The 19,975-nt window shown below is 67.3% G+C and carries 18 protein-coding genes, 1 tRNA gene and 1 pseudogene; 16 read left to right on the forward strand and 4 right to left on the reverse strand.

Features of this window, described 5'->3' with window-relative positions:
• Positions 1-63: 63 nt before the first annotated feature.
• The 4 genes from QE373_RS06355 to QE373_RS06370 are packed head-to-tail and all read left to right on the forward strand — an operon-like array spanning position 64 to position 3,855.
• Complete coding sequence (locus tag QE373_RS06355; protein WP_309684792.1) at positions 64-1,986, forward strand: FimV/HubP family polar landmark protein; 1,923 nt, start codon at positions 64-66, stop codon at positions 1,984-1,986.
• A gap of 26 nt (positions 1,987-2,012) precedes the next feature.
• Positions 2,013-2,378, forward strand: a complete 366-nt coding sequence (locus QE373_RS06360; RefSeq protein ID WP_057687226.1) for a VOC family protein — start codon at positions 2,013-2,015, stop codon at positions 2,376-2,378.
• Positions 2,379-2,431: 53 nt separating this feature from the next.
• On the forward strand, positions 2,432-3,202 hold the full coding sequence (gene truA / locus QE373_RS06365) for a tRNA pseudouridine(38-40) synthase TruA (protein WP_309684797.1): 771 nt from the start codon (positions 2,432-2,434) through the stop codon (positions 3,200-3,202).
• Positions 3,199-3,855, forward strand: a complete 657-nt coding sequence (locus QE373_RS06370; protein ID WP_123699660.1) for a phosphoribosylanthranilate isomerase — start codon at positions 3,199-3,201, stop codon at positions 3,853-3,855. The genes truA and QE373_RS06370 overlap by 4 nt, the downstream gene beginning before the upstream one ends.
• A 21-nt stretch (positions 3,856-3,876) precedes the next feature.
• Here the strand turns inward: QE373_RS06370 and QE373_RS06375 are convergent, their stop codons facing one another.
• Positions 3,877-4,770: a LysR family transcriptional regulator gene (locus QE373_RS06375; RefSeq protein WP_123699661.1), complete on the reverse strand. Its 894-nt coding sequence runs from the start codon at positions 4,768-4,770 to the stop codon at positions 3,877-3,879.
• Between the two features lie 96 nt (positions 4,771-4,866).
• Here QE373_RS06375 and trpB point away from each other — a divergent pair, with 96 nt between their 5' ends.
• From trpB to glmM, 4 genes are all read left to right on the forward strand, one after another.
• Positions 4,867-6,084: a tryptophan synthase subunit beta gene (gene trpB, locus QE373_RS06380; RefSeq protein ID WP_309684803.1), complete on the forward strand. Its 1,218-nt coding sequence runs from the start codon at positions 4,867-4,869 to the stop codon at positions 6,082-6,084.
• Between the two features lie 39 nt (positions 6,085-6,123).
• Entirely contained in the window at positions 6,124-6,933 is an 810-nt protein-coding gene (gene trpA, locus QE373_RS06385) for a tryptophan synthase subunit alpha (protein ID WP_309684806.1), read from the forward strand.
• A 356-nt stretch (positions 6,934-7,289) separates the two neighbouring features.
• The gene (gene accD, locus QE373_RS06390) at positions 7,290-8,165 is read left to right on the forward strand and encodes an acetyl-CoA carboxylase, carboxyltransferase subunit beta (RefSeq protein ID WP_309684808.1); all 876 of its coding nucleotides are present in this window, start codon (positions 7,290-7,292) and stop codon (positions 8,163-8,165) included.
• Complete coding sequence (gene glmM, locus QE373_RS06395; RefSeq protein WP_309684810.1) at positions 8,165-9,529, forward strand: phosphoglucosamine mutase; 1,365 nt, start codon at positions 8,165-8,167, stop codon at positions 9,527-9,529. Before accD ends, glmM begins: the two co-directional genes overlap by 1 nt.
• A 59-nt stretch (positions 9,530-9,588) precedes the next feature.
• Here the strand turns inward: glmM and QE373_RS06400 are convergent, their stop codons facing one another.
• The 3 genes from QE373_RS06400 to QE373_RS06410 all read right to left on the reverse strand — a co-directional run bounded on the left by QE373_RS06400 (position 9,589) and on the right by QE373_RS06410 (position 13,570).
• Positions 9,589-11,457 (reverse strand): sulfatase-like hydrolase/transferase, encoded by a 1,869-nt coding sequence (locus QE373_RS06400; RefSeq protein WP_309684814.1) that lies wholly within the window; start codon positions 11,455-11,457, stop codon positions 9,589-9,591.
• Between the two features lie 117 nt (positions 11,458-11,574).
• Positions 11,575-12,432: a polysaccharide deacetylase family protein gene (locus QE373_RS06405; protein ID WP_309684818.1), complete on the reverse strand. Its 858-nt coding sequence runs from the start codon at positions 12,430-12,432 to the stop codon at positions 11,575-11,577.
• Positions 12,425-13,570: a glycosyltransferase family 4 protein gene (locus QE373_RS06410; protein ID WP_309684820.1), complete on the reverse strand. Its 1,146-nt coding sequence runs from the start codon at positions 13,568-13,570 to the stop codon at positions 12,425-12,427. Before QE373_RS06410 ends, QE373_RS06405 begins: the two co-directional genes overlap by 8 nt.
• 304 nt (positions 13,571-13,874) lie before the next feature.
• Between QE373_RS06410 and QE373_RS06415 the strand changes: the two are divergent.
• From QE373_RS06415 to QE373_RS06450, 8 genes and pseudogenes are all read left to right on the forward strand, one after another.
• Positions 13,875-14,811 (forward strand): annotated as a pseudogene (locus QE373_RS06415) (2-oxoglutarate and iron-dependent oxygenase domain-containing protein).
• A gap of 602 nt (positions 14,812-15,413) precedes the next feature.
• Entirely contained in the window at positions 15,414-16,169 is a 756-nt protein-coding gene (gene tpiA / locus QE373_RS06420; RefSeq protein WP_309684823.1) for a triose-phosphate isomerase, read from the forward strand.
• 29 nt (positions 16,170-16,198) lie between these two features.
• Positions 16,199-16,654, forward strand: coding sequence for a preprotein translocase subunit SecG (gene secG, locus QE373_RS06425; RefSeq protein ID WP_309684825.1), 456 nt, complete (start codon positions 16,199-16,201; stop codon positions 16,652-16,654).
• Between the two features lie 51 nt (positions 16,655-16,705).
• Positions 16,706-16,790: transfer RNA gene (locus QE373_RS06430), tRNA-Leu, on the forward strand.
• A gap of 115 nt (positions 16,791-16,905) precedes the next feature.
• On the forward strand, positions 16,906-17,262 hold the full coding sequence (locus QE373_RS06435; RefSeq protein WP_042614960.1) for an NADH-quinone oxidoreductase subunit A: 357 nt from the start codon (positions 16,906-16,908) through the stop codon (positions 17,260-17,262).
• Positions 17,253-17,807 carry an NADH-quinone oxidoreductase subunit B gene (locus QE373_RS06440; protein WP_057508450.1) on the forward strand — a complete coding sequence of 185 codons (555 nt, stop codon included), beginning with the start codon at positions 17,253-17,255 and terminating at the stop codon, positions 17,805-17,807. Before QE373_RS06435 ends, QE373_RS06440 begins: the two co-directional genes overlap by 10 nt.
• Before the next feature lie 33 nt (positions 17,808-17,840).
• Positions 17,841-18,587, forward strand: a complete 747-nt coding sequence (locus tag QE373_RS06445; RefSeq protein ID WP_309684831.1) for an NADH-quinone oxidoreductase subunit C — start codon at positions 17,841-17,843, stop codon at positions 18,585-18,587.
• 89 nt (positions 18,588-18,676) lie between these two features.
• A complete protein-coding gene (locus QE373_RS06450) occupies positions 18,677-19,906 on the forward strand; it encodes an NADH-quinone oxidoreductase subunit D (protein WP_197974278.1) in 1,230 nt (409 codons plus the stop codon).
• Positions 19,907-19,975: the final 69 nt, after the last annotated feature.

A 19,975-nucleotide genomic window follows, 5' to 3' on the forward strand; every position in this document is an offset into this window, starting at 1 on the left:
GAGGGGGGGGCGTGCCGGTCGCGACCCCCCACTTTGTGGCGGCCAGCCGTTATATTGGCCGCCATGAACAAAGGGGCCCGCGGCGTCATGCGACCGCTCAAGTATCTTTCCATCCTGCTGCTGGCGCTCGCCAGCAGCTCGGCGATGGCGTTGGGGCTGGGTGACATCCGCGTGCTGTCCCGGCCCGGGCAGCCGCTGGTCGCCGAAATTCCGGTGATTTCCGCCGATCCGTCCGAACTGCAGAACCTGCGGGTCGGGCTGGCTTCGCCGGTGACCTTCGAGCGGGTGGGCCTGCAGCGCCCGACCGGCCTGGTCAGTGAACTGCAGTTCGAACTCACCCGTACCGCACAGGGACGGGCGGTGGTGCGCGTCACCTCGGCTTCGCCGGTGGAAACCCCTGCGCTGGCGTTCCTGATCGAGGCCGACTGGGGCCAAGGCAGGCTGGTGCGCGAGTATTCGGCGCTGATGGATGCACCGACCAGCGCGGTTGCGCTGAGCGAGCCGGAGATCGAAGCGCCCGCCGGCGCACTGTCCAATGCGATCATCCGTGAGCCGCAGGCCGTGCCGGCGCAGACGCCCCCCGCAACGTTGCCTGCGGACGCTGCACCTGCAACGCGGACCGCCAGCGCGGCGCCCTCCCGCGCGACCGCGCCCCTTGCTGCGGGGACGGAAGGTGATATCGCCGTGCGACCGGGGCAGACCCTGTCGCAGATCGCCCAGACCCTCGCCGGCAGCCAACAGATCAGCCGCGAACGGGCGATGATCGCCCTGCTGCGGGCCAATCCAGAGGCCTTCATCCGCGGCAACATCAACCTGCTCAAGCAGGGGGCGGTACTGCGGGTGCCCGATGCTGCCTCGCTGGCCGCCGTCGATGGCAGCGAAGCGGCGGCGATGGTGAGGGAGCACGCCGCGCAGTGGCGGCAGTCGCGCACCCTTCCGCAGCCTGCAGCAGCCGATTCCAGCGTTGCAGCGGCCACGCCAGCCGCCGCCGCACCGGCGGCCCGCGGTTCCGGCGCGCGTCTTGAAATCGCTCCGGCGGTGGCGGCTGCGGCCGCCACGGCTGGCTCAACCACCGGCACCGGTGATGGCAACGAGGGTGACATGCTCGGCAACGAACAACTGCGTCAGGCAAGGGAAGACGTCGCCACGCGCGATGCCGAGATCGATGAACTCAAGCAACGCGTCGCGGATCTGGAAAAGCTGAAGGCGCAGCAGCAGGCGCTGGTCAGCCTGAAGGACACCGAGATCGCGGCCGCACAGGCGCGCCTGGCAGAGGCCCCGCAGCAGGCGTCCAGCGGTCCCTGGTTCTGGCTGGTGCTGCCGTTGCTGCTGCTGGTGGCCGTGGGCTGGTGGCTGTCGCCTCGCCGCAAGCCTTCGCCCCTGCCGCCGCTGCGCCGCGACGACCACGACGACAGCGCGCTGTCGGTTGCCGTCCCGGCCGGCGCCGGGCTGGACGTGCTGGCCGAGCGCGCGGCCTGGGAGCACGATCCCCGGGAGCAGGCCGAGGCAGACGTCGACGCCGACGCGGTGACCGACGTGCTGCCGGATGCGCGCACCGACACCGGGACCGGCATTGCCGGCGAAACGCCCGTGCATTTCGACCTGGAACCCCCGGCAAGCGTTTCGACGGCGGCGCCGCCTGCCGTGGAACCGTTCTTCGAACCCGAACCCGAACCGGTGGTTGATCCGGTGCCCGCCTACGCCCGCCATGCCGAGCAGCAAGACGCCTTCCGCGGCGTTTTCGAGCTTCCCGCCAGCGACGTACCGGTGGCATCGGAGCTGCCGGAAGAGGCAGCGGGGCAAGCGCCGGATGCGGCCGCTGCCACGTCCGCGCATGCCGGTGGCCATGACCGCCTTGAACTGGCCATCGCGTACCTGGACCTGGGCGATGCGCAGACCGCGCGCTCGCTGCTGGAAGAGGTGGCGCGCAGCGATGATCCGCATCTGCAGGCGCAGGCGCGCGAACTGTTGGCGCGCCTCGGCTGAGCCCTACGCTGAACGGAGTATCGAGCATGCAACGCGACCATCGCATCGACTACATCGAATTCGCTACGCAGGATCCGGCGCAGAGTCGCGCGTTCTTCCAGGCCGTGTTCGGATGGCAGTTCCAGGATTACGGTCCGGATTACACCGCCTTCGACGATGGGCGGCTGCAGGGCGGCTTCTATCGTGCCGCGCCGGTGGCAACCGACACCGCAGGCGCGCCCCTGGTGGTGTTGTATGCCGACCAGCTGCAGCCGGTGATCGATGCGATCCTCGCCGCGGGCGGCGAGCTGCTCAAGCCGGTGTTTTCTTTTCCGGGAGGCAGCCGGTTCCACTTCCGCGAGCCCGGTGGCAACGCGCTGGCGGTCTGGTCCGAGCGCGATCCGGCCGGCTGACGCCGGCACCGGCGGCCGGGTTGGCGTCTTTTCACAGATTCAGAGGTAGCAGCATGCGTTACGCCTTGGGCGTTGAGTACGACGGCAGCGATTACAAGGGCTGGCAGAACCTGGGCGAAGCCGGCCCGAGCGTGCAGGCCAGCCTGGAAAAGGCGCTGTCGTCGATTGCTGATTCGCCGGTGCGCGTGGTCTGCGCCGGCCGTACCGACGCAGGCGTTCACGGCCAGTGCCAGGTCGTGCATTTCGACACCGATGCCGTGCGCGATCCGCGCGGCTGGACCCTGGGCACCACCGCGCGACTGCCCCGGTCGATCGCGGTGCGCTGGTGCATGCCGGTCGCCGATGATTTTCATGCGCGCTTTTCCGCACGCGCGCGGCGCTACCGCTATCGCCTGTTGAACCGTTCGATACGCCCGGCGCTGCAGCGGCAGACGCTGAGCTGGGAACGGCGCCCGCTGGATGCCAGCTTGATGCACCAGGCCGGACAGGCACTGCTGGGCGAGAATGATTTCAGTGCCTTCCGCAGCATCCAGTGCGAAGCGCTGCACGCTCGGCGCGACATGCAGTCGGTCAGCGTGCTGCGCAACGAGGACGTGATCGAAGTGTCGGTGCGCGCCAATGCATTCCTTCATCACATGGTTCGCAATATCGTGGGTTCGCTGATCCTGGTCGGCAGCGGGGAGCGTCCGGTCGAGTGGATCGGCGAGCTGCTGGCCGGCCGGGACCGTACTGTCGCCGGGCCCACTGCACCTCCTCAGGGACTGGTGTTCCTGGGCCCGTTGTACCCCGACAACTGGCACCTGCCTGCCGAGGTCACTCTATGAGCCGCTCCTATTACCGTACCCGCATCAAGTTCTGTGGCATGACCCGGGCCGGCGATGTCCGCCTGGCCGGCGAGCTCGGCGTGGATGCGGTGGGCTTCATCTTCGCCCGCGAGAGCAAGCGCCGCGTGGCGCCGGCCGAAGCACGCGCGATGCGCCAGGCGATCGCGCCGATGGTCGATGTAGTGGCCCTGTTCCGTGACAACACGCGCGAGGAAGTGCGCGAAGTGCTGCGCACCGTGCGTCCGACGCTGCTGCAGTTCCATGGCGATGAAGACGAGGGTTTCTGCCGCGGCTTCAACATGCCTTACCTGAAGGCCATTGCGATGGGCGGCCGCGAAGAGGTCAATGCGCGCACCCTGCAACTGCGTTACCCCAGTGCGGCCGGCTTCCTGTTCGACAGCCACGCGCCGGGCGGCGGCGGCGGGACCGGCGTTGCCTTCGACTGGACGCGGATTCCCAGCGGCCTGCACCGACCGTTCCTGCTGGCAGGCGGGCTGACCCCGGAAAACATCTTCGATGCGGCCGTGGCGACCCTGCCGTGGGGCGTGGACGTGTCCAGCGGAATCGAGTCCGAGCCGGGCATCAAGGACGGTTACCTGATGCGCAAGTTCGTCGAAGAGGTCCGCCGCGCGGACTGCGCCACCCTCGACTGAGCAGATGCGCCCAGTGCCGGCTCATTGATCGGCAAGTTCTGCCTTCAGCCAGGCCACCAGCGCATCGACACGCGGATCCGCACGCGCTGCGTGCCGCGCCAGCACCCACGCCCCGGCGGTGGCGGTGAATCCCCAGGGTGCGATCAGTCGCCCGCCGGCGATGTCATCGGCGACCAGCGGTTCCGGCGCGATCGCGACCCCGAGCCCTGCCACGGCCGCTTCCAACAGGTAATACAGGTGTTCGAAACCCTGGCCCGGCCGTAGTGCGCGCGCGTCCAGCGCATGCGCAGCCGCCCAAGCCGGCCATGCCTGCGGCCGCGAGGTGGTATGCAGCAGTTCCTCCGGCAGCAAGGCGGACGCCGGCCGCCCCTGCAGGCGGGCTGCCGCCGGGTGCTGTGGCGAGAGCACCGCGCCGACCCGTTCCGGTGCCAGTTCGATCACCTCCCAGCCGCTCGGCCACGGCGGTTCCGCCAGCAGCAGTACGGCATCCAGCCGGGCCTGCGCGTCGCTGAAGCTGCCATCCAGCGCCGACCAGTGCACGCTGAGCGCGGGCAGGGCGGACTGCAGCCGCGGCAGGCGCGGGATCATCCAGCGTGCCAGCACGCTGCTGCTGCAGCCCAGCACCAGCGCATCGCGCAGGGCCGGGCGATGCAGCTGGTCCACCGCGGCGTGCAGGCGTTCAAAGGCGTCCTTGCAGGCGGCCTGCAGGGTCTGGCCGCTGGCGGTCAGGCGCAGGCCGCGCCCGTCGCGTTCGAACAGCGCCAGGCCGAGATCGGCCTCGAGCAGCTTGATCTGCCGGCTGATCGCGCCATGGGTGACATGCAGTGCCTGCGCCGCACGTCCCACGCCGCCGAGCCGGGCCGTTGCTTCGAAGGCGCGCAGGGCATTGAGGGGCGGCAGCGGGCGCGTTGTCATGTGAGAAATACTGACATGATGTGGCAGAAATATCGATATTCCCGTAATAACCCGTGCGCTAGAGTGGCGGTCCACCTGTTCGACCCGGTTGCCCTCATGTCGCTCCCCCCGATTCCAGACTTCCATGCCTATCCCGATGCCAAGGGGCACTTCGGGCGTTACGGCGGCAGCTTCGTCGCCGAGACCCTGGTCGGGCCGCTGCAGGAGCTCGCCGCGGCCTACGACCAGGCCCGCAAGGATCCGGCCTTCATCGCCGAATACGATCACGATCTGGCCCATTACGTGGGTCGTCCGAGCCCGATCTACCATGCGCGGCGGCTCAGCGACCACGTCGGCGGCGCGCAGATCCTGCTCAAGCGGGAAGACTTGAACCACACTGGCGCGCACAAGATCAACAACACCATCGGCCAGGCGCTGTTGGCCTCGCGGATGGGCAAGAAGCGCATCATTGCCGAAACCGGCGCCGGCCAGCATGGCGTGGCCAGCGCGACGGTGGCCGCACGGCTGGGCCTGGAATGCGTGGTGTACATGGGCGCCACCGACATCGAACGGCAGAAGATCAACGTCTACCGGATGAAACTGCTGGGCGCCACGGTGGTGCCGGTGACCTCCGGTTCGGCCACGCTGAAGGATGCCCTCAACGAAGCGATGCGCGACTGGGTCACCAACGTGCAGGACACCTTCTACATCATCGGCACCGTGGCCGGCCCGGATCCGTATCCGCGCATGGTGCGTGATTTCAATGCCATCGTCGGCCGTGAAGCACGCGAACAGATGTTGCTTGAGTATGGCCGCCTGCCCGATGCGATCACCGCCTGCGTGGGCGGTGGCAGCAATGCCATCGGCCTGTTCCATGCGTTCCTGAACGACCGTGAGGTGCAGATCTTCGGCGCCGAAGCGGCCGGTGATGGCATCGAGACCGGCCGCCATGCCGCCTCCATCGCGGCAGGCCGCCCGGGCGTGCTGCACGGCAACCGCACCTATGTGCTGTGCGACGACGACGGCCAGATCATCGAAACGCATTCGGTGTCTGCCGGCCTGGATTATCCGGGCGTCGGGCCGGAGCACGCGTTCCTGGCCGACAGTGGCCGCGCGACCTACCTGGGCATCACCGACGAGGAGGCCCTGCAGGCCTTCCACCTGCTGTCGCGCACCGAGGGCATCCTGGCCGCGCTGGAGTCCAGCCACGCGCTGGCGCAGGCGATCAAGCTGGCCCGTGAGCGCCCGCGCGACCAGCTGGTGCTGTGCAACCTGTCCGGCCGCGGTGACAAGGACGTGCACACCATCGCCGCGCGCGAAGGCCTGATCCTGTGATGTCTGCCGCCACTGTATTGATTGAAGGACGTGCCTGAAATGCCTGTATCCCGACTTGATGCCCGTTTCCAGCGACTGCGTGATGCGCAGCGCAAGGCGCTGATCCCCTTCATCACCGCCGGTGATCCGTCGCTGGAGGCGACCGTGCCGGTGATGCACGCGCTGGTCGAGGCCGGCGCCGACGTGCTGGAACTGGGCGTGCCGTTTTCCGATCCGATGGCCGATGGGCCGACCATCCAGCGCAGTTCTGAACGTGCGCTGGCGCGCGGGGCAGGGCTGCGTTACGTGCTGCAGGCGGTCGCGGAATTCCGCATCCGCGACAGCGATACGCCGGTGGTGCTGATGGGTTACCTGAATCCGGTGGAGATCCACGGCTATGCGCGGTTCGCCACCGAAGCGGTGGCGGCCGGCGTGGACGGGATCCTGCTGGTGGACCTGCCGCCGGAAGAAGCGCACGAGGCCAACGAGGCCTTCGATGCGGCAGGCCTGGCGCTGGTGCTGCTGGCCTCGCCCACCACCAGTGATGCGCGTGCCGATACGCTGCTGGGCCTGGCGCGCGGCTATCTGTACTACGTGAGTTTCGCCGGCGTGACCGGTGCGTCGGACCTGCTCGACCATGATGCGGCGGGTGCACGGCTGCAGGCGCTGCGGGCTCGCGCCAGCGTGCCGGTGGTGGCCGGGTTCGGGATCAAGGATGCGGACAGTGCGGCGGCGATGGCGCGCCAGGCGGATGGCGTGGTGGTGGGAAGTGCGCTGGTGTCGGTGCTGGCGCAGGCGACCACGGTGGAGGATGCCGTGCAGGCGGCGGGGGCGTTCCTGGCGCCGCTGCGGCAGGCGCTGGATGCCTGAGCGGCTTCGGGGCTGTTGGTCTGTTGGTCTGCAGGCTGGCGGTGCGGAGTGGGTTGGCGGGGGACGGCAAGAGCCGCTCCTGCGGGCCTCGTTTCGCGCCATCCATGGCGCTCAACGCCCCCGCCAACCCACCCCGCCCCACCTTCGACAGGTTCATGGTGACCTCGGTAGCGCCGAGCTTGCGACGGCCCGCAGGGTGCGGGTCAGGACGACCGGCACACCTGCCATGGCCGGCGGCTTCGCCGCAAACGTACGCTGGGGCACGGTTTTGTGGGGGTGCACGGGTGGGGAGGGGCTGAGCTAGACTGTCGGCCTTTGCGGCCTTCGGGCCGCCCTGAACGGAAGTAGCAACCCGCATGAGTTGGCTCAGCAAGTTGATGCCGTCGGGCATCCGCACCGACAACGTCCCCAACAAGAAGCGCAGCGTCCCCGAAGGCCTGTGGGAGAAGTGCAGCAGCTGCGGCAGCGCGCTCTACGGCCCGGAGCTGGAAAAGAACCTGGAAGTCTGCCCCAACTGCGGGCACCACATGGCGATCCGCGCGCGTGCGCGGCTGGCTTCGCTGTTCGACGCCGACAGCATGACCGAGATCGCCGCGCGGCTGGGTCCGAACGACCTGCTGAAGTTCAAGGACCAGAAGAAGTACGCCGAGCGCATCAAGATCGCGCAGAAGAACACCGGCGAGTACGACGCGCTGATCGCCATGCGCGGCCTGCTCAAGGGCCGTCCTCTGGTGGCGTCGTCGTTCGACTTCGCCTTCATGGGTGGCTCGATGGGCTCGGTGGTCGGCGAGCGCTTCGCGCTGGCCGCGGAAACCGCGCTGGAAATCGGTGCACCCTATGTCTGCTTCTCCGCCAGCGGCGGGGCGCGCATGCAGGAAGGCCTGTTCTCGCTGATGCAGATGGCCAAGACCTCCGCGGCGCTGGGCAAGCTGCGTGCCGCCGGGCTGCCGTACATTTCGGTGCTGACCCATCCCACCACCGGTGGCGTGTCGGCATCGTTCGCGATGCTCGGTGACATCAACATCGCTGAGCCGCAGGCGCTGATCGGCTTCGCCGGTCCCCGCGTGATCGAACAGACCGTGCGCGAGAAGCTGCCGGAAGGTTTCCAGCGCTCGGAGTTCCTGCTCGAACACGGCGCCATCGACCAGATCTGTGACCGTCGCGAACTGCGTGACCGCCTCTCCGACCTGTTGGCGATGATGCGCCGCGAACCTGCACCGGAGGTGCTCTGATGGGTGCACGCAGGTATTTCGGTACCGACGGCATCCGCGGGCGGGTCGGCCAGGGCGTGATCTCGGCTGATTTCGTGCTGCGGCTGGGCAATGCATTCGGCCGCGTGCTGGTTGCCCAGCAGGCCGCGGCAGGCCGCCGCCCGATCGTGGTGATCGGCAAGGACACGCGCATTTCCGGCTACATGTTCGAAGCCGCGCTGGAGGCCGGGCTGGTCGCCGCAGGGGTCGACGTGCAGCTGCTCGGCCCGATGCCCACGCCGGCGGTCGCGTTCCTGACCCGTACGCTCGGCGCGGACGCCGGCATCGTGATCAGCGCCTCGCACAACCCGCACTACGACAACGGCATCAAGTTCTTTTCCGCCCAGGGCGAGAAGCTGGACGATGCCACTGAACTGGCGCTGGAAGCAGGCATCGACGAGCCGTTCACCACTGCCGAATCGGAGAAGCTGGGCAAGGCGATGCGCGCGCGCGAGGCGATCGGTCGCTACATCGAGTTCTGCAAGGCCAGCGTGCCGCGCAACTTCGACCTGCGCGGCATGCGGCTGGTGCTGGATTGCGCGCATGGCGCCACGTACCACATCGCACCGCTGCTGTTCCGCGAGCTGGGGGCGGACGTGATCGCCATCGGCGCGGCGCCGGACGGCGTCAACATCAACGCCGGCGTCGGCTCGACCCACATCGACAACCTCGCCGCCAAGGTGCGCGAAACCGGTGCCGACCTGGGCATCGCCTTCGACGGTGACGGTGACCGGGTGCTGATGGCCGACGACCAGGGCAGCCCGGTGGACGGCGATGACCTGCTGTTCATCCTGGCCCGCGCCTGGCAGGCCAATGGCCGCCTGCGCGGCCCCGTGGTCGGAACGCTGATGACCAACTTCGGGCTGGAGCAGGCGCTGGAAAAGCTGCAGATTCCGTTCCTGCGCAGCAACGTAGGCGACCGCTACGTGCACCAGGCGCTGGTGGAAGGCGGCGGCGTGCTCGGCGGTGAAGCGTCCGGCCATCTGCTGTGCCTGGATCGCGCCACTACCGGCGATGCCATCGTCAGTGCGCTGCAGGTGCTGGTTGAACTGCGCCGCAGCGGGCAGAGCCTGCGCGAGGCTCTGCAGCCGCTGTCCCGGGTGCCGCAGAAGACGGTCAACGTGCGGCTCGGCAACGTGTCGGCCAAGGCCACCGTACAGGCCGCAAGCGTGCAGCAGGCGCTCGTGCAGGCCCAGCAGGCGGTGGCCGGCCGCGGCCGCGCGTTCCTGCGTCCGTCCGGCACCGAGCCGGTGGTGCGGGTGACCGTGGAGGCCGACGAGGCAACGCTGATGCAGGAAACGCTGGATCGCCTGTCCGATGCAGTGAAGGCCGCCGCAGCGGCCTGATCCTATTGCGCGGCGCCGCCGGTCGACGGTGGCGCCTGCGGGTGTGCGCAGGGTTTGCCTCAGTGCCGGCGGAAGCGGGTCAGCTCGTCCCAGGCTTCGCGCAGGCCGGCGGTGTCCGGCTGTTGCATGGGCAGCGGCAGGTAGTCAGGCCCCAGTGCGGTGCTGTTGCCGAACTTGTCGAATACATAGGTGTCCGGACCCTGGCGGATGCCGCGCTGCGACCAGCTTTCCACCAGCAGCGAACGCGGGGCCGGCGGTGCCGGAGCCAGCAGGTCCTGGCCGGTACTGAAGTCTTCCAGCGGGTTTTCGCAGCCCAGTCCATGCCGCATCAGCGTGGGCACCCAGTCTTCGTGCGAACTGGTGCGGGCCTGGCGCGAGGCGGCCATCGCCGGCCAGTGCAGCACGAACGGCACCCGCAGCTGGTGGTCGGAGAAGTTGCCGTTGTGGCCCCAGTAGTTGAGCCCGAGGTCGTTGAATTCCTCGGCGTGGTCGCCCGTGACCAGCACGATGGTGTTGTCCTCCACGCCGGCTTCGTGCAGTGACTGCAGCAACTGGCTGACCAGGCTGTCCGCGTAGTGGACGGCGGTGCGGTAGCGATTGCGCTCCGGGGTGGCATCGTGGTCCTGGTCCAGCGCCAGGAAGTCGATGTCCGCGGCCATCGGCGTGTCCAGCGCCGGGTAGCCTTCGGGCAGGTGGTACGGGGCGTGGGTGGCGTCGAGGAAGGCAAAGCCGAACCACGGCGTACCGGCAGGGGTCGAGCTGATCTCCGCGCGCAGCGTGTCGACCACGTGGCGATCCCGTTCGGCCACGCTCAGCGCGGCAGGCGCCGTCTGCAGCAGTTCGCGCACGTCGGCGAACGCGGTGCGGTCGAACTCCGGGCTGTACAGCGGCGCGCTGCCATGCAGGTACAGCGCGTAGCCCTGCTGCTTGAGCACGTCGAACAGGACCGATCCGCGCTGCTCGGCCAGCATCGGCTGCCAGTAGCCGCCGGGCAGCCCGTACAGCAGTCCGAACAGGCCGAAGCGGGTGGCGTTGCCGGTGCTGTAGTGGTGGTCGTACACCTGCGAACGCTGCGCCAGCGCCCAGGTGCCGGGCATCGTGCGCGGATCCAGTGCATCGGCACGCAGCGACTCCAGCACCACCACCAGCACGTTCGGTCGCTGGTGGCTCTGGCAGCGCAGCGGGGCGCTCGGGTAGGCCAGTTCACTGAGTTTCGGATCGGTCAGCGGGGCGGCGCGGTCGGCCACCGGCACGCCCATGGCACGCATCTGCCGCTTGGCGGTGATCGGCTGCGCCCACGGCAAGTAGGCCCATTGGCTGACCACCGCGCGCTCGCCGCGTGCATCGTAGTAGGCCGTGGCGATCTGGCCCGCAGCCATCAGCACGGCCGCTGTCGTCCATCCCGCCAGCACCCATGCGCGACGCGGACGCGGAGGCAGCAGCCGCCAGCAGCCCCAGGCCAGCAGCGCCTGCGCGGCGAACACCGCGGCGACCACGCCGGCGATCTGCAGCCAGTTGCTCCAGGACAGGCTGACCTGGTCCTGCAGGGCGCCGCCGAACACCATGTTCAGCACCATCGCATTGAGGTGGAAGCGATACAGCGCAAAGACCTTGGCATCCACCAGCAGCAGGCACAGCCAGGCACCCTGCATGACCACCGCAGTGATCGTGAGCGGACGCGTGCTGCGTGTCCACAGCCCGACCAGGAGCGCCGGCAGCATCGCCAGCGCGCCGAAGGCAAGGAAATGACCGGGTACGGCCAGTGTCAGATAGAGCTTGCCGATCGTTCCGCCGGGATTGGCCGTCCACGGGATATTGACCGCGCTGATGCCGATTGCCAGCACAGCGCCCACGGCGGTCATCACGCTCGCCCATGCAAGGCGTTGCCACCGCGAGGGTGTGCTCGGGGAAGAAGGGGGTGCAGGCATCGCAGGGTTCATCGTGCAGGGGAGGGCGACAGGCAGGCGCCTGTCATCGAGGGGGCGCATTGTATCGGCTTGTCGGCTTGAATCGTTCCGCCGATGGCCGCTGCCGCTGGGCGCTGCTCAGGGGCCGGCGGGCAGGCCCCTGCGACGGGCCTTGAAGCCGTTGAACAAGGGGGCCAGGGCCGGGTGGTAGCTGCAGGCGATGCGCCTGCGCAGCCAGGAGGCCGGGCGGTCGCGCACGGCGAAACGGTAGATGTGCCCGGGGTCGCCGCCGATCCGGTTGCGGCCGAACGGGTGTGTTGTATGCAGGTAACGGAATCCGTGCGCACGGGCGATCTCCACGTGGTCCGCGTCGAAGTCACCATAGGGCCAGCACAGCGTGTCCGAGACGCTGCCCAGTTCCTGCTGCAGCACCTGGCGCGCCGTTGCCAGATCGGCGTCCAGCCCGCCCCTGCGCTGGCCGCGGTCCAGGTCCGCGCGCTGCAGCCAGCGCGTGTGCGAGTGTGTATGGCAATGCACTTCGAAGGTGCCGGCGGCGATGGCTGCGCGTGCTTCGTCCCAGCGCATCATCACCCGGTCGGCCTGCCCCTGGCGGAATATCGCGTCTTCGCATCCACGGTGGTCCGGCGTGGCCGGCAGCACCGCGCCAGCGTGGCCGGCGTGCGCACGCGCCGGTCCCTGGCCCATCCAGCCGGTGACGGCGAAGACCACCGCGTGCATGCCATGTGCCTGCAGGATCGGGTGGGCATACACCCAGTTGTCCAGATACCCGTCGTCGAAGGTGATGACGATGGACTTGGGCGGGACCGGCTTGCCGGCCAGGAAGCCGGCGTACTGATCAAGCGTCAGCGACGTCCAGCCGGTGTCGGCCAGCCATGCGATCTGGCTTTCGAAGTTCGCCGGGGACACGGTGATCATCCCCGGGGAAGGGCTGACATGATGGTGCATCAACACCGGCACGCTGCGGGCCTTACGCATGTCCAAGTTCCTCCAGCCAGTGGTAGTAGCAGGCTTCCGTCGCGCGGCAGTGCCCGTCCGGGCTGAATCGTTCGTCGCTGTGCAGCCAGTCCCAGCCGGCACGGCCCATCTTCCTGCGCAGGCCGGGCTGCTCGACCAGGCGTTGCAGCGCCGTGGTCAATGCGGCCGCATCACCCGGTTCGACCAGCAGCGCGTTGTCACCTTCGCGCAGCATCTCCGGTACGCCGCCAACGCGCGTGGCGACGATGGGCACGCCGACGAAGGCGGCCTCCAGGAATACGGTGCCAGCCGCCTCCTTGTGCGTGGCAAGGGCGAACACGTCCAGTCCCGCCATCAGGCGCTGCGCATCGGCCCGGTGACCAAGCAGATGCACCTGTCGCTGCAGTCCCAGGCGCTGGCGGGCGGTGCGCAGTTCGGTCATGACCGGCTCGCCCTCTCCGATCACCGCAAGGTGAAGCGACGGGTGGGCGTGGCAGAGCGGGGCGATGGCGTGCAGCAGGTCCATGTGGCCCTTCGGGCGACGCAGCACCGCGACGCAGCCGACCACCACGTCGCAGGCATGGAATCCGAGCTCGGCGCGCACCTGGGCGCGGGTATCCTGCAGGCACTGCCACGGATCCGGACCGCGCACGCCATGCCACTGCGGTGGAATCGCGATGGGGGGTACCACGCCGATATGCCCATCGTGGATCCCGCGCTCCACCAGCTGCTGCTTCACGAAGCGGCTGACGGTCAGCACGCGGTGGGGCAGGCCGGTGTAGGTCAGCAGCGAATTGACCGGACTCATCAGGTGGCGTGAGCGGATCACCAGCGGAGCCCGCGCCAGGCGCGCACCGGCGGCGGCGATCAGCGCGTCGCGCCGGCTGGTCGTGTTCACGACATCGAAGCGATGCGCTCTTACCAGCGCGGCTACCCGGCCGATTCCCCGAAGCAGCCGGACCAGCCCGCCCATCCGCAGCCGGTGCACGGTAAATCCATTCGCCTGCGCCAATGCACCTAGGCGGGCGCCTGGCTGGCACAGCAGCGAGACAGCATGGCCGCGTGCCCGCATCGCGATCATGTGGCGGAAGATGTAGATCTCCTGGCCACCCAGGCCCATCGCCGCTTCGGTATGCAGGATGCTCAGGGGACGTTGCATGAGACGGGGCCGGTATGAATGATCGGAGTGGGTAAGCCAGCGTGACGCGGACGATGCGGGCGTTTGAGCGCCGTAGCGTCGGCCCGAGGTCAATAGGGTCTACTGCGACGTCCGTGGACGCCATCGGACTGGTCTGAGCGGTGTTCCGCGTGCGCCGGAATGCCTGATGCGACACGCTGGGGGCGCTCCAGATGCAGCCTGGAGGGCAACGAGCGCATGCCTGATCTGTCACAATGCAGGCACGGAACGCGGCCCGTCGGCAGCGCGTGCCGCTGCCCAGACCCATGACCAACCAGGTACCGCTGTGAGCCAGATCCCTACCCTCGACATCACCCGCTTCGACACCGACCGTGACGCATTCGTCGCCGAGCTGGGTGCCGCGTATCGTCAGTGGGGTTTCGCTGGCATCCGCAACCATGGCATTCCGCAGGCCGACATCGACGCGGCGTACGACGTCTTCAAGGCGTTCTTCGCGCTTCCCGAAGAGGTCAAGCGCCGCTACCACGTGGCGGGCAGCGGCGGTGCACGTGGCTATACCCAGTTCGGCGTGGAAACGGCGAAGGGCTCCAGCCATTTCGACCTGAAGGAGTTCTGGCACATCGGGCGCGAGATTCCCGATGATTCCAAGTACCGCGAGGTGATGGCGCCGAACCTGTGGCCGAGCGAAGTGCCGGAGTTCCGTGAGCGCGGTTACGCGCTGTACCAGGCGTTGGACCACCTGGGCTCGCGCGTGCTGTCGGCATTGGCGCTGCACATCGGCCTGCCGGAGGATTTCTTCGCCGACAAGACCAACAACGGCAATTCGATCCTGCGTCCGATCCATTACCCGCCGATCACCACCGACGACATTCCGAACGTGCGTGCGGGCGCGCATGGCGACATCAACTTCATCACGCTGCTGGTCGGTGCCAGTGCGGCGGGTCTGGAAGTGCAGTCGCATGATGGAAAGTGGGTGCCGTTCACTTCGGATGCGGATACCATCGTGGTCAACATCGGCGACATGCTGCAGCGCCTGACCAACCATGTGTATCCCTCGACCATCCACCGCGTGGTCAATCCGCCGGGTGAGCTGGCACGCCAGCCGCGCTACTCGGTGCCGTTCTTCCTGCATCCGAACCCCGGATTACCTGATCGACGTGCTGCCCTCGTGCATCACCCCGGAAAACCCGAGCCGGTACCCGGAGCCGATCACCGCCCATGGCTTCCTCGAAGAGCGCCTGCGCGAGATCAAGCTGAAGTAAAGGGTGTCCGGCCTGCGGCCGTGCTTTGAAGCAAGGGCAAGGGCAACGGCAACGGCAACGTCAAAAGCTGCATGGCTGTTGGGTTGGCGGGGCGGGGTGGGTTGGCGGGGGACGGCAAGAGCCGCTCCTGCGGGTCTCGATTCGCGCCATCCATGGCGCTCTACGCCCCCGCCAACCCACCCCGCCCCACCTTCGACAGGTCGGCGGTGGCCATGGAATCTTCGGTAGCGCCGACCCATGGTCGGCGGAAACCATCAGACCCTGTTCCCCCAACAGCCGCCGACCATGGGTCGGCGCTACCGCTTTTTTTCATTTTTTACGCGGCTGGCGGCCCTCGGAACCTGTCAGGGGGGGGGGGCGGGCGGGGAGGCTGTGCGGGGCCTTGAGCGGCAGGAGCCGCGAAGAGCTACATGGACGTACTTGCGCGTGCCCCGCACAGCCTCCCCGCCCGGCCCGCCCCCAGCAGCAGCTTGCACGCCGCCAGCCGCGAGGGGGTATCACCCGTTCGACGGCCCACAAACCAGATGTAACCGATTACGGCCCAACGGCGGATAATTTCATTCGTTATCATGTTCGGCTGATACGAAACGGAGCCATCGCCCATGCGCCGCAAGATCGTCGCCGGAAACTGGAAACTGCACGGAACCCGTGAGTTCGCCACCACCCTGGTCACCGACATCGCCAATGGCGCACCGGAGCAGGGGGTCGAGCTGGTGATCCTGCCGCCGCTGCCGTACCTCGGCGAGCTCGCCGATGATTTCGCCGATACCGCCGTTTCCTTCGGCGCCCAGGACGTAAGCAGCAACGAGAAAGGCGCCTACACCGGCGAAGTCTCGGCCAGCATGCTGCATGAAGTGGGGGCCCGTTATGGCCTGGTCGGGCATTCCGAACGCCGCCAGTACCACCACGAAAGCAGCGAGCTGGTCGCGCGCAAGTTCGCCGCCGCGCTGCACGCCGGCCTGGTGCCGGTGCTGTGCGTGGGCGAAACCCTGGAACAGCGCGAAGCCGGCCAGACCGAGGTGGTGATTGCCAGCCAGCTGGCCCCGGTGCTGGCTCTGGTGGGCGGGCAGGGCTTTGAAAACGCCGTGGTGGCCTACGAGCCGGTCTGGGCCATTGGCACCGGCCGCACCGCCAGCAAGGAGCAGGCGCAGCAGGTGCATGCCTTCATCCGTGGCGAAGTGGCCAAGGTGGATGCTAGAATCGCCGATTCCCTGACCATCCTTTACGGTGGCAGCGTGAAGCCCGACAATGCCGCCGAGCTGTTCGCACAGCCCGACGTCGATGGCGGGCTGGTAGGCGGCGCCTCGTTGGTGGCCGCCGATTTTCTGGCCATCGCCCAGGCGGCGGCCGCAACCTGATGAAGAAGTAGTCCGAGGACGGATTCCAGATGCTGATGTTGATCCTCAATGTCGTTTACGTGCTGGTCGCTGTGGCCATGATCGCGCTGATCCTGATGCAGCGTGGTTCGGGTGCCGCCGCGGGTTCGGGCTTTGGTGCCGGCGCCTCGGGCACCGTGTTCGGCGCGCGCGGCGCGTCCAACTTCATGTCCAAGTCCACCAAGTGGCTGGCCGTGGTGTTCTTCGGCATCAGCCTGTTCATGGCCTGGTACGCCGGCCACGGCAGCCGCCCGGCCGCGCAGCAGGACCTCGGCCTGATGGCCGCACCGGCCGCCAGCGTCCCGGTGGCTCCGGCGGGTGAGCGCCCGGCCAGCGTGCCGGCGGCAGACCCGGTGCCGGTCCAGCAGCCTGTCCAGCAGCCGGTTCCGGCCGCGACTGTGCCGGCTCAGGCGGAATCTTCAAATTCTGGTGAAGAAAAGCAGCCGGAAGGCTCCCAGAAAGACTGAAGACGGTTACAATACGCCGCGCACTGGATAGATAGTCCAGCGTGATCGTAAGCCCAGGTGGCGGAATTGGTAGACGCACTACCTTGAGGTGGTAGCGACTTAGGTCGTAGGGGTTCGAGTCCCCTCTTGGGCACCATTTAGTAAGTAAAGCGGGTACGTCCGGCGCGCTCTGCGCCGGGTAGCGTTGTCCCGTCCACTCCCCCATGCCAAAGCGCCTGCAGGCGCGGCGGCAGAGGCAAGAGAGAATCGCTGTGCTGGCCGAATATTTGCCGTCTCTGCTGTTTCTGATCGTCGCTACCGGTATCGGCATCACGCTGATGCTGATTGGACGATTCCTCGGCCCACGCCGTCCCGATCTGCAGAAGCTCTCGCCGTACGAATGCGGCTTCGAGGCTTTTGAAGACGCACGCATGAAGTTCGACGTGCGCTATTACCTGATCGCGATCCAGTTCATCGTCTTCGATCTGGAAATCATCTTCATCGTGCCCTGGACCCAGGTCTTCATGGAGCTCGGCGCGCGTTCGCTGGTCACCATGGGCCTGTTCGTGGGCATGCTGTTCCTCGGCTTCATTTACGTCTGGAAGAAGGGAGCGCTGGAATGGGAGTGATCCAAACTCTCGACGGCCTGATGAACAACCCGAGCCCGGAAGGGCGGGTTGACGACATCCTGCGACCGGCTGGCGATAATCCGCTGCTGGACAAGGGTTATGTCACCACCAGCGTCGATGCCCTGTTGAACTGGGCCCGTACCGGTTCGATGTGGCCGATGACCTTCGGCCTGGCCTGCTGTGCCGTTGAAATGATGCATGCCGGTGCCGCGCGCCTGGACCTGGACCGTTACGGCGTAGTGTTCCGCCCGTCGCCGCGCCAGTCCGACGTGATGATCGTGGCCGGTACGCTGGTCAACAAGATGGCCCCGGCGCTGCGCAAGGTCTACGACCAGATGCCGGACCCGAAGTGGGTCATTTCGATGGGCAGCTGCGCCAACGGTGGCGGCTACTACCATTATTCCTATTCGGTTGTCCGCGGTTGCGACCGCGTGGTGCCGGTGGACATCTATGTCCCGGGCTGCCCGCCGACCGCCGAAGCGCTGGTGTACGGGATCCTGCAGCTGCAGAAGAAGATCTGGCGTACGCAGACCATCGCCCGCTGACCCTTCCACACTACAAGAGCGCGCCAAGCCCCCATGGCAGAGCAAGCATCCTTCATCGACCGACTTTCCGCCCGCTTCACCAGCGGCAAGGTCATCGTGGTCGAACCCCGCGGCGAAGTGACGCTGGAAGTGCCTGCCTCCGATTGGCACGCCACCGCGCTCGCGTTGCGTGACGAATTCGGTTTCGAGCAATCCGTCGACCTGTGCGGCGTCGATTATCTCGGTTACGGCTCTGACGAATGGGACACCGCTGACGTGTCTTCGCAGGGCTTCAGCCGCGGTGTCGAAGGCAAGGGCGCCGGCCGCTTCGCCTGGGGCGAGTTCCCCAGCGAAGAAGATGCCGGTGGCGCCCAGCCGCAGCACATGCCGGCCCAGCGTTTCGCCGTGGTCGCGCAGCTGCGTTCGTACCAGCACAACCTGATGCTGCACCTGCGCTGCTTCGCCCCGAACGAAGGCCTGCCGGTCGTGCGTTCGCTGACCGACGTGTGGCCGGGGCTGAACTGGTTCGAGCGCGAAGCGTTCGATCTGTTCGGCGTGATCTTCGAAGGCCACCCGGACCTGCGCCGCATCCTGACCGACTACGGATTCGTCGGCCACCCGTTCCGCAAGGACTTCCCGCTGATCGGCAACGTCGAAGTGCGTTACGACGAAGAGAAGAAGCGCGTGGTCTATGAGCCGGTCACCTCGGTGGAGCCGCGCGTCGGCGTGCCGCGCGTGATCCGTGACGACGCCCGCCTGCAGACCGCAGCCGGTGAGCGTTCGCAGGAGGCAATGAAGTGAGTGCTGAAGTGATCAAGCCGGTCGAACAGGCGCATTCCGCCTTCGCCAGCAATGCCGCCGAAAGCCGGCAGGAAATCCGCAACTACACGATGAATTTCGGTCCGCAGCATCCGGCCGCGCACGGTGTGCTGCGCCTGATCCTGGAAATGGACGGCGAAACCATCATGCGTGCCGACCCGCATGTCGGCCTGCTGCACCGTGGTACCGAAAAGCTCGCCGAGTCCAAGCCGTTCAACCAGTCCATCGGTTACATGGACCGCCTGGATTACGTGTCGATGATGTGCAACGAGCACGCCTACGTGCGCGCCATCGAGACGCTGATGGGGATCGAAGCGCCGGAGCGTGCGCAGTACATCCGCACCATGTTCGACGAAATCACCCGCATCCTGAACCACCTGATGTGGCTGGGTTCCAACGCGCTCGACCTGGGCGCGATGGCGGTGATGCTGTACGCCTTCCGTGAACGCGAAGAGCTGATGGACTGCTACGAGGCAGTGTCCGGCGCTCGCATGCACGCGGCGTACTACCGTCCGGGCGGCGTCTACCGCGACCTGCCGGACCACATGCCGAAGTACAAGGAATCGCGCTGGCACAAGGGCAATGCCCTCAAGCAGCTGAATGCATCGCGCGAAGGCTCGCTGCTCGATTTCATCGAGAACTTCACCAACGAATTCCCCGGTCGCGTCGACGAGTACGAAACCCTGCTCACCGACAACCGCATCTGGAAGCAGCGTACCGTCGGCATCGGCGTGGTGACGCCGGAACTGGCCCACCAGTGGGGCATGACCGGCGTGATGCTGCGCGGCTCCGGCGTTGCCTGGGACCTGCGCAAGAAGCGTCCGTACGCCAAGTACGATGCGGTCGATTTCGACATTCCGCTGGGCAAGGAAGGCGACTGCTACGACCGCTACCTGTGCCGCGTGGCCGAAATGCGCGAGTCCAACCGCATCATCAAGCAGTGCGTGGCGTGGCTGAAGGCCAACCCGGGTCCGGTGATCGTCAACAACTTCAAGGTCGCACCGCCGAGCCGCGAGGCGATGAAGGACGACATGGAAGCGCTGATCCACCACTTCAAGCTGTTCAGTGAAGGCTATTGCGTGCCGGCCGGCGAAACCTACGCCGCCGTCGAAGCGCCGAAGGGTGAGTTTGGCTGCTACCTGATGTCCGACGGTGCAAACAAGCCGTTCCGCGTGCACCTGCGTGCGCCGGGCTTCGCCCACCTGTCCTCGATCGATTCGATCGTGCGCGGCCACATGCTGGCCGACGTGGTGGCGATGATTGGTACCTACGACCTGGTGTTCGGCGAGGTCGACCGGTGAATCCGGCCGACCTGACCCTCTTTCCTGCAGGCAGCCGGCGCAAGCCGGCGCCGCAGCATATGGAATTCC

The sequence above is a fragment of the Stenotrophomonas sp. SORGH_AS_0321 genome (assembly GCF_031453215.1).
GTDB lineage: Bacteria > Pseudomonadota > Gammaproteobacteria > Xanthomonadales > Xanthomonadaceae > Stenotrophomonas > Stenotrophomonas chelatiphaga.

Coding starts and splice junctions, on each gene's coding strand:
- QE373_RS06450 (WP_197974278.1), top strand. CDS start 18,677: ATGAATTTCGGTCCGCAGCATCCGGCCGCGCACGGTGTGCTGCGCCTG.
- QE373_RS06410 (WP_309684820.1), bottom strand. CDS start 13,570: ATGCAACGTCCCCTGAGCATCCTGCATACCGAAGCGGCGATGGGCCTG.
- QE373_RS06400 (WP_309684814.1), bottom strand. CDS start 11,457: ATGCCTGCACCCCCTTCTTCCCCGAGCACACCCTCGCGGTGGCAACGC.
- secG (WP_309684825.1), top strand. CDS start 16,199: ATGCTGATGTTGATCCTCAATGTCGTTTACGTGCTGGTCGCTGTGGCC.
- tpiA (WP_309684823.1), top strand. CDS start 15,414: ATGCGCCGCAAGATCGTCGCCGGAAACTGGAAACTGCACGGAACCCGT.
- truA (WP_309684797.1), top strand. CDS start 2,432: ATGCGTTACGCCTTGGGCGTTGAGTACGACGGCAGCGATTACAAGGGC.
- glmM (WP_309684810.1), top strand. CDS start 8,165: ATGGGTGCACGCAGGTATTTCGGTACCGACGGCATCCGCGGGCGGGTC.
- trpB (WP_309684803.1), top strand. CDS start 4,867: ATGTCGCTCCCCCCGATTCCAGACTTCCATGCCTATCCCGATGCCAAG.
- QE373_RS06440 (WP_057508450.1), top strand. CDS start 17,253: ATGGGAGTGATCCAAACTCTCGACGGCCTGATGAACAACCCGAGCCCG.
- QE373_RS06405 (WP_309684818.1), bottom strand. CDS start 12,432: ATGCGTAAGGCCCGCAGCGTGCCGGTGTTGATGCACCATCATGTCAGC.
- QE373_RS06360 (WP_057687226.1), top strand. CDS start 2,013: ATGCAACGCGACCATCGCATCGACTACATCGAATTCGCTACGCAGGAT.
- QE373_RS06375 (WP_123699661.1), bottom strand. CDS start 4,770: ATGACAACGCGCCCGCTGCCGCCCCTCAATGCCCTGCGCGCCTTCGAA.
- accD (WP_309684808.1), top strand. CDS start 7,290: ATGAGTTGGCTCAGCAAGTTGATGCCGTCGGGCATCCGCACCGACAAC.
- trpA (WP_309684806.1), top strand. CDS start 6,124: ATGCCTGTATCCCGACTTGATGCCCGTTTCCAGCGACTGCGTGATGCG.
- QE373_RS06445 (WP_309684831.1), top strand. CDS start 17,841: ATGGCAGAGCAAGCATCCTTCATCGACCGACTTTCCGCCCGCTTCACC.
- QE373_RS06370 (WP_123699660.1), top strand. CDS start 3,199: ATGAGCCGCTCCTATTACCGTACCCGCATCAAGTTCTGTGGCATGACC.
- QE373_RS06355 (WP_309684792.1), top strand. CDS start 64: ATGAACAAAGGGGCCCGCGGCGTCATGCGACCGCTCAAGTATCTTTCC.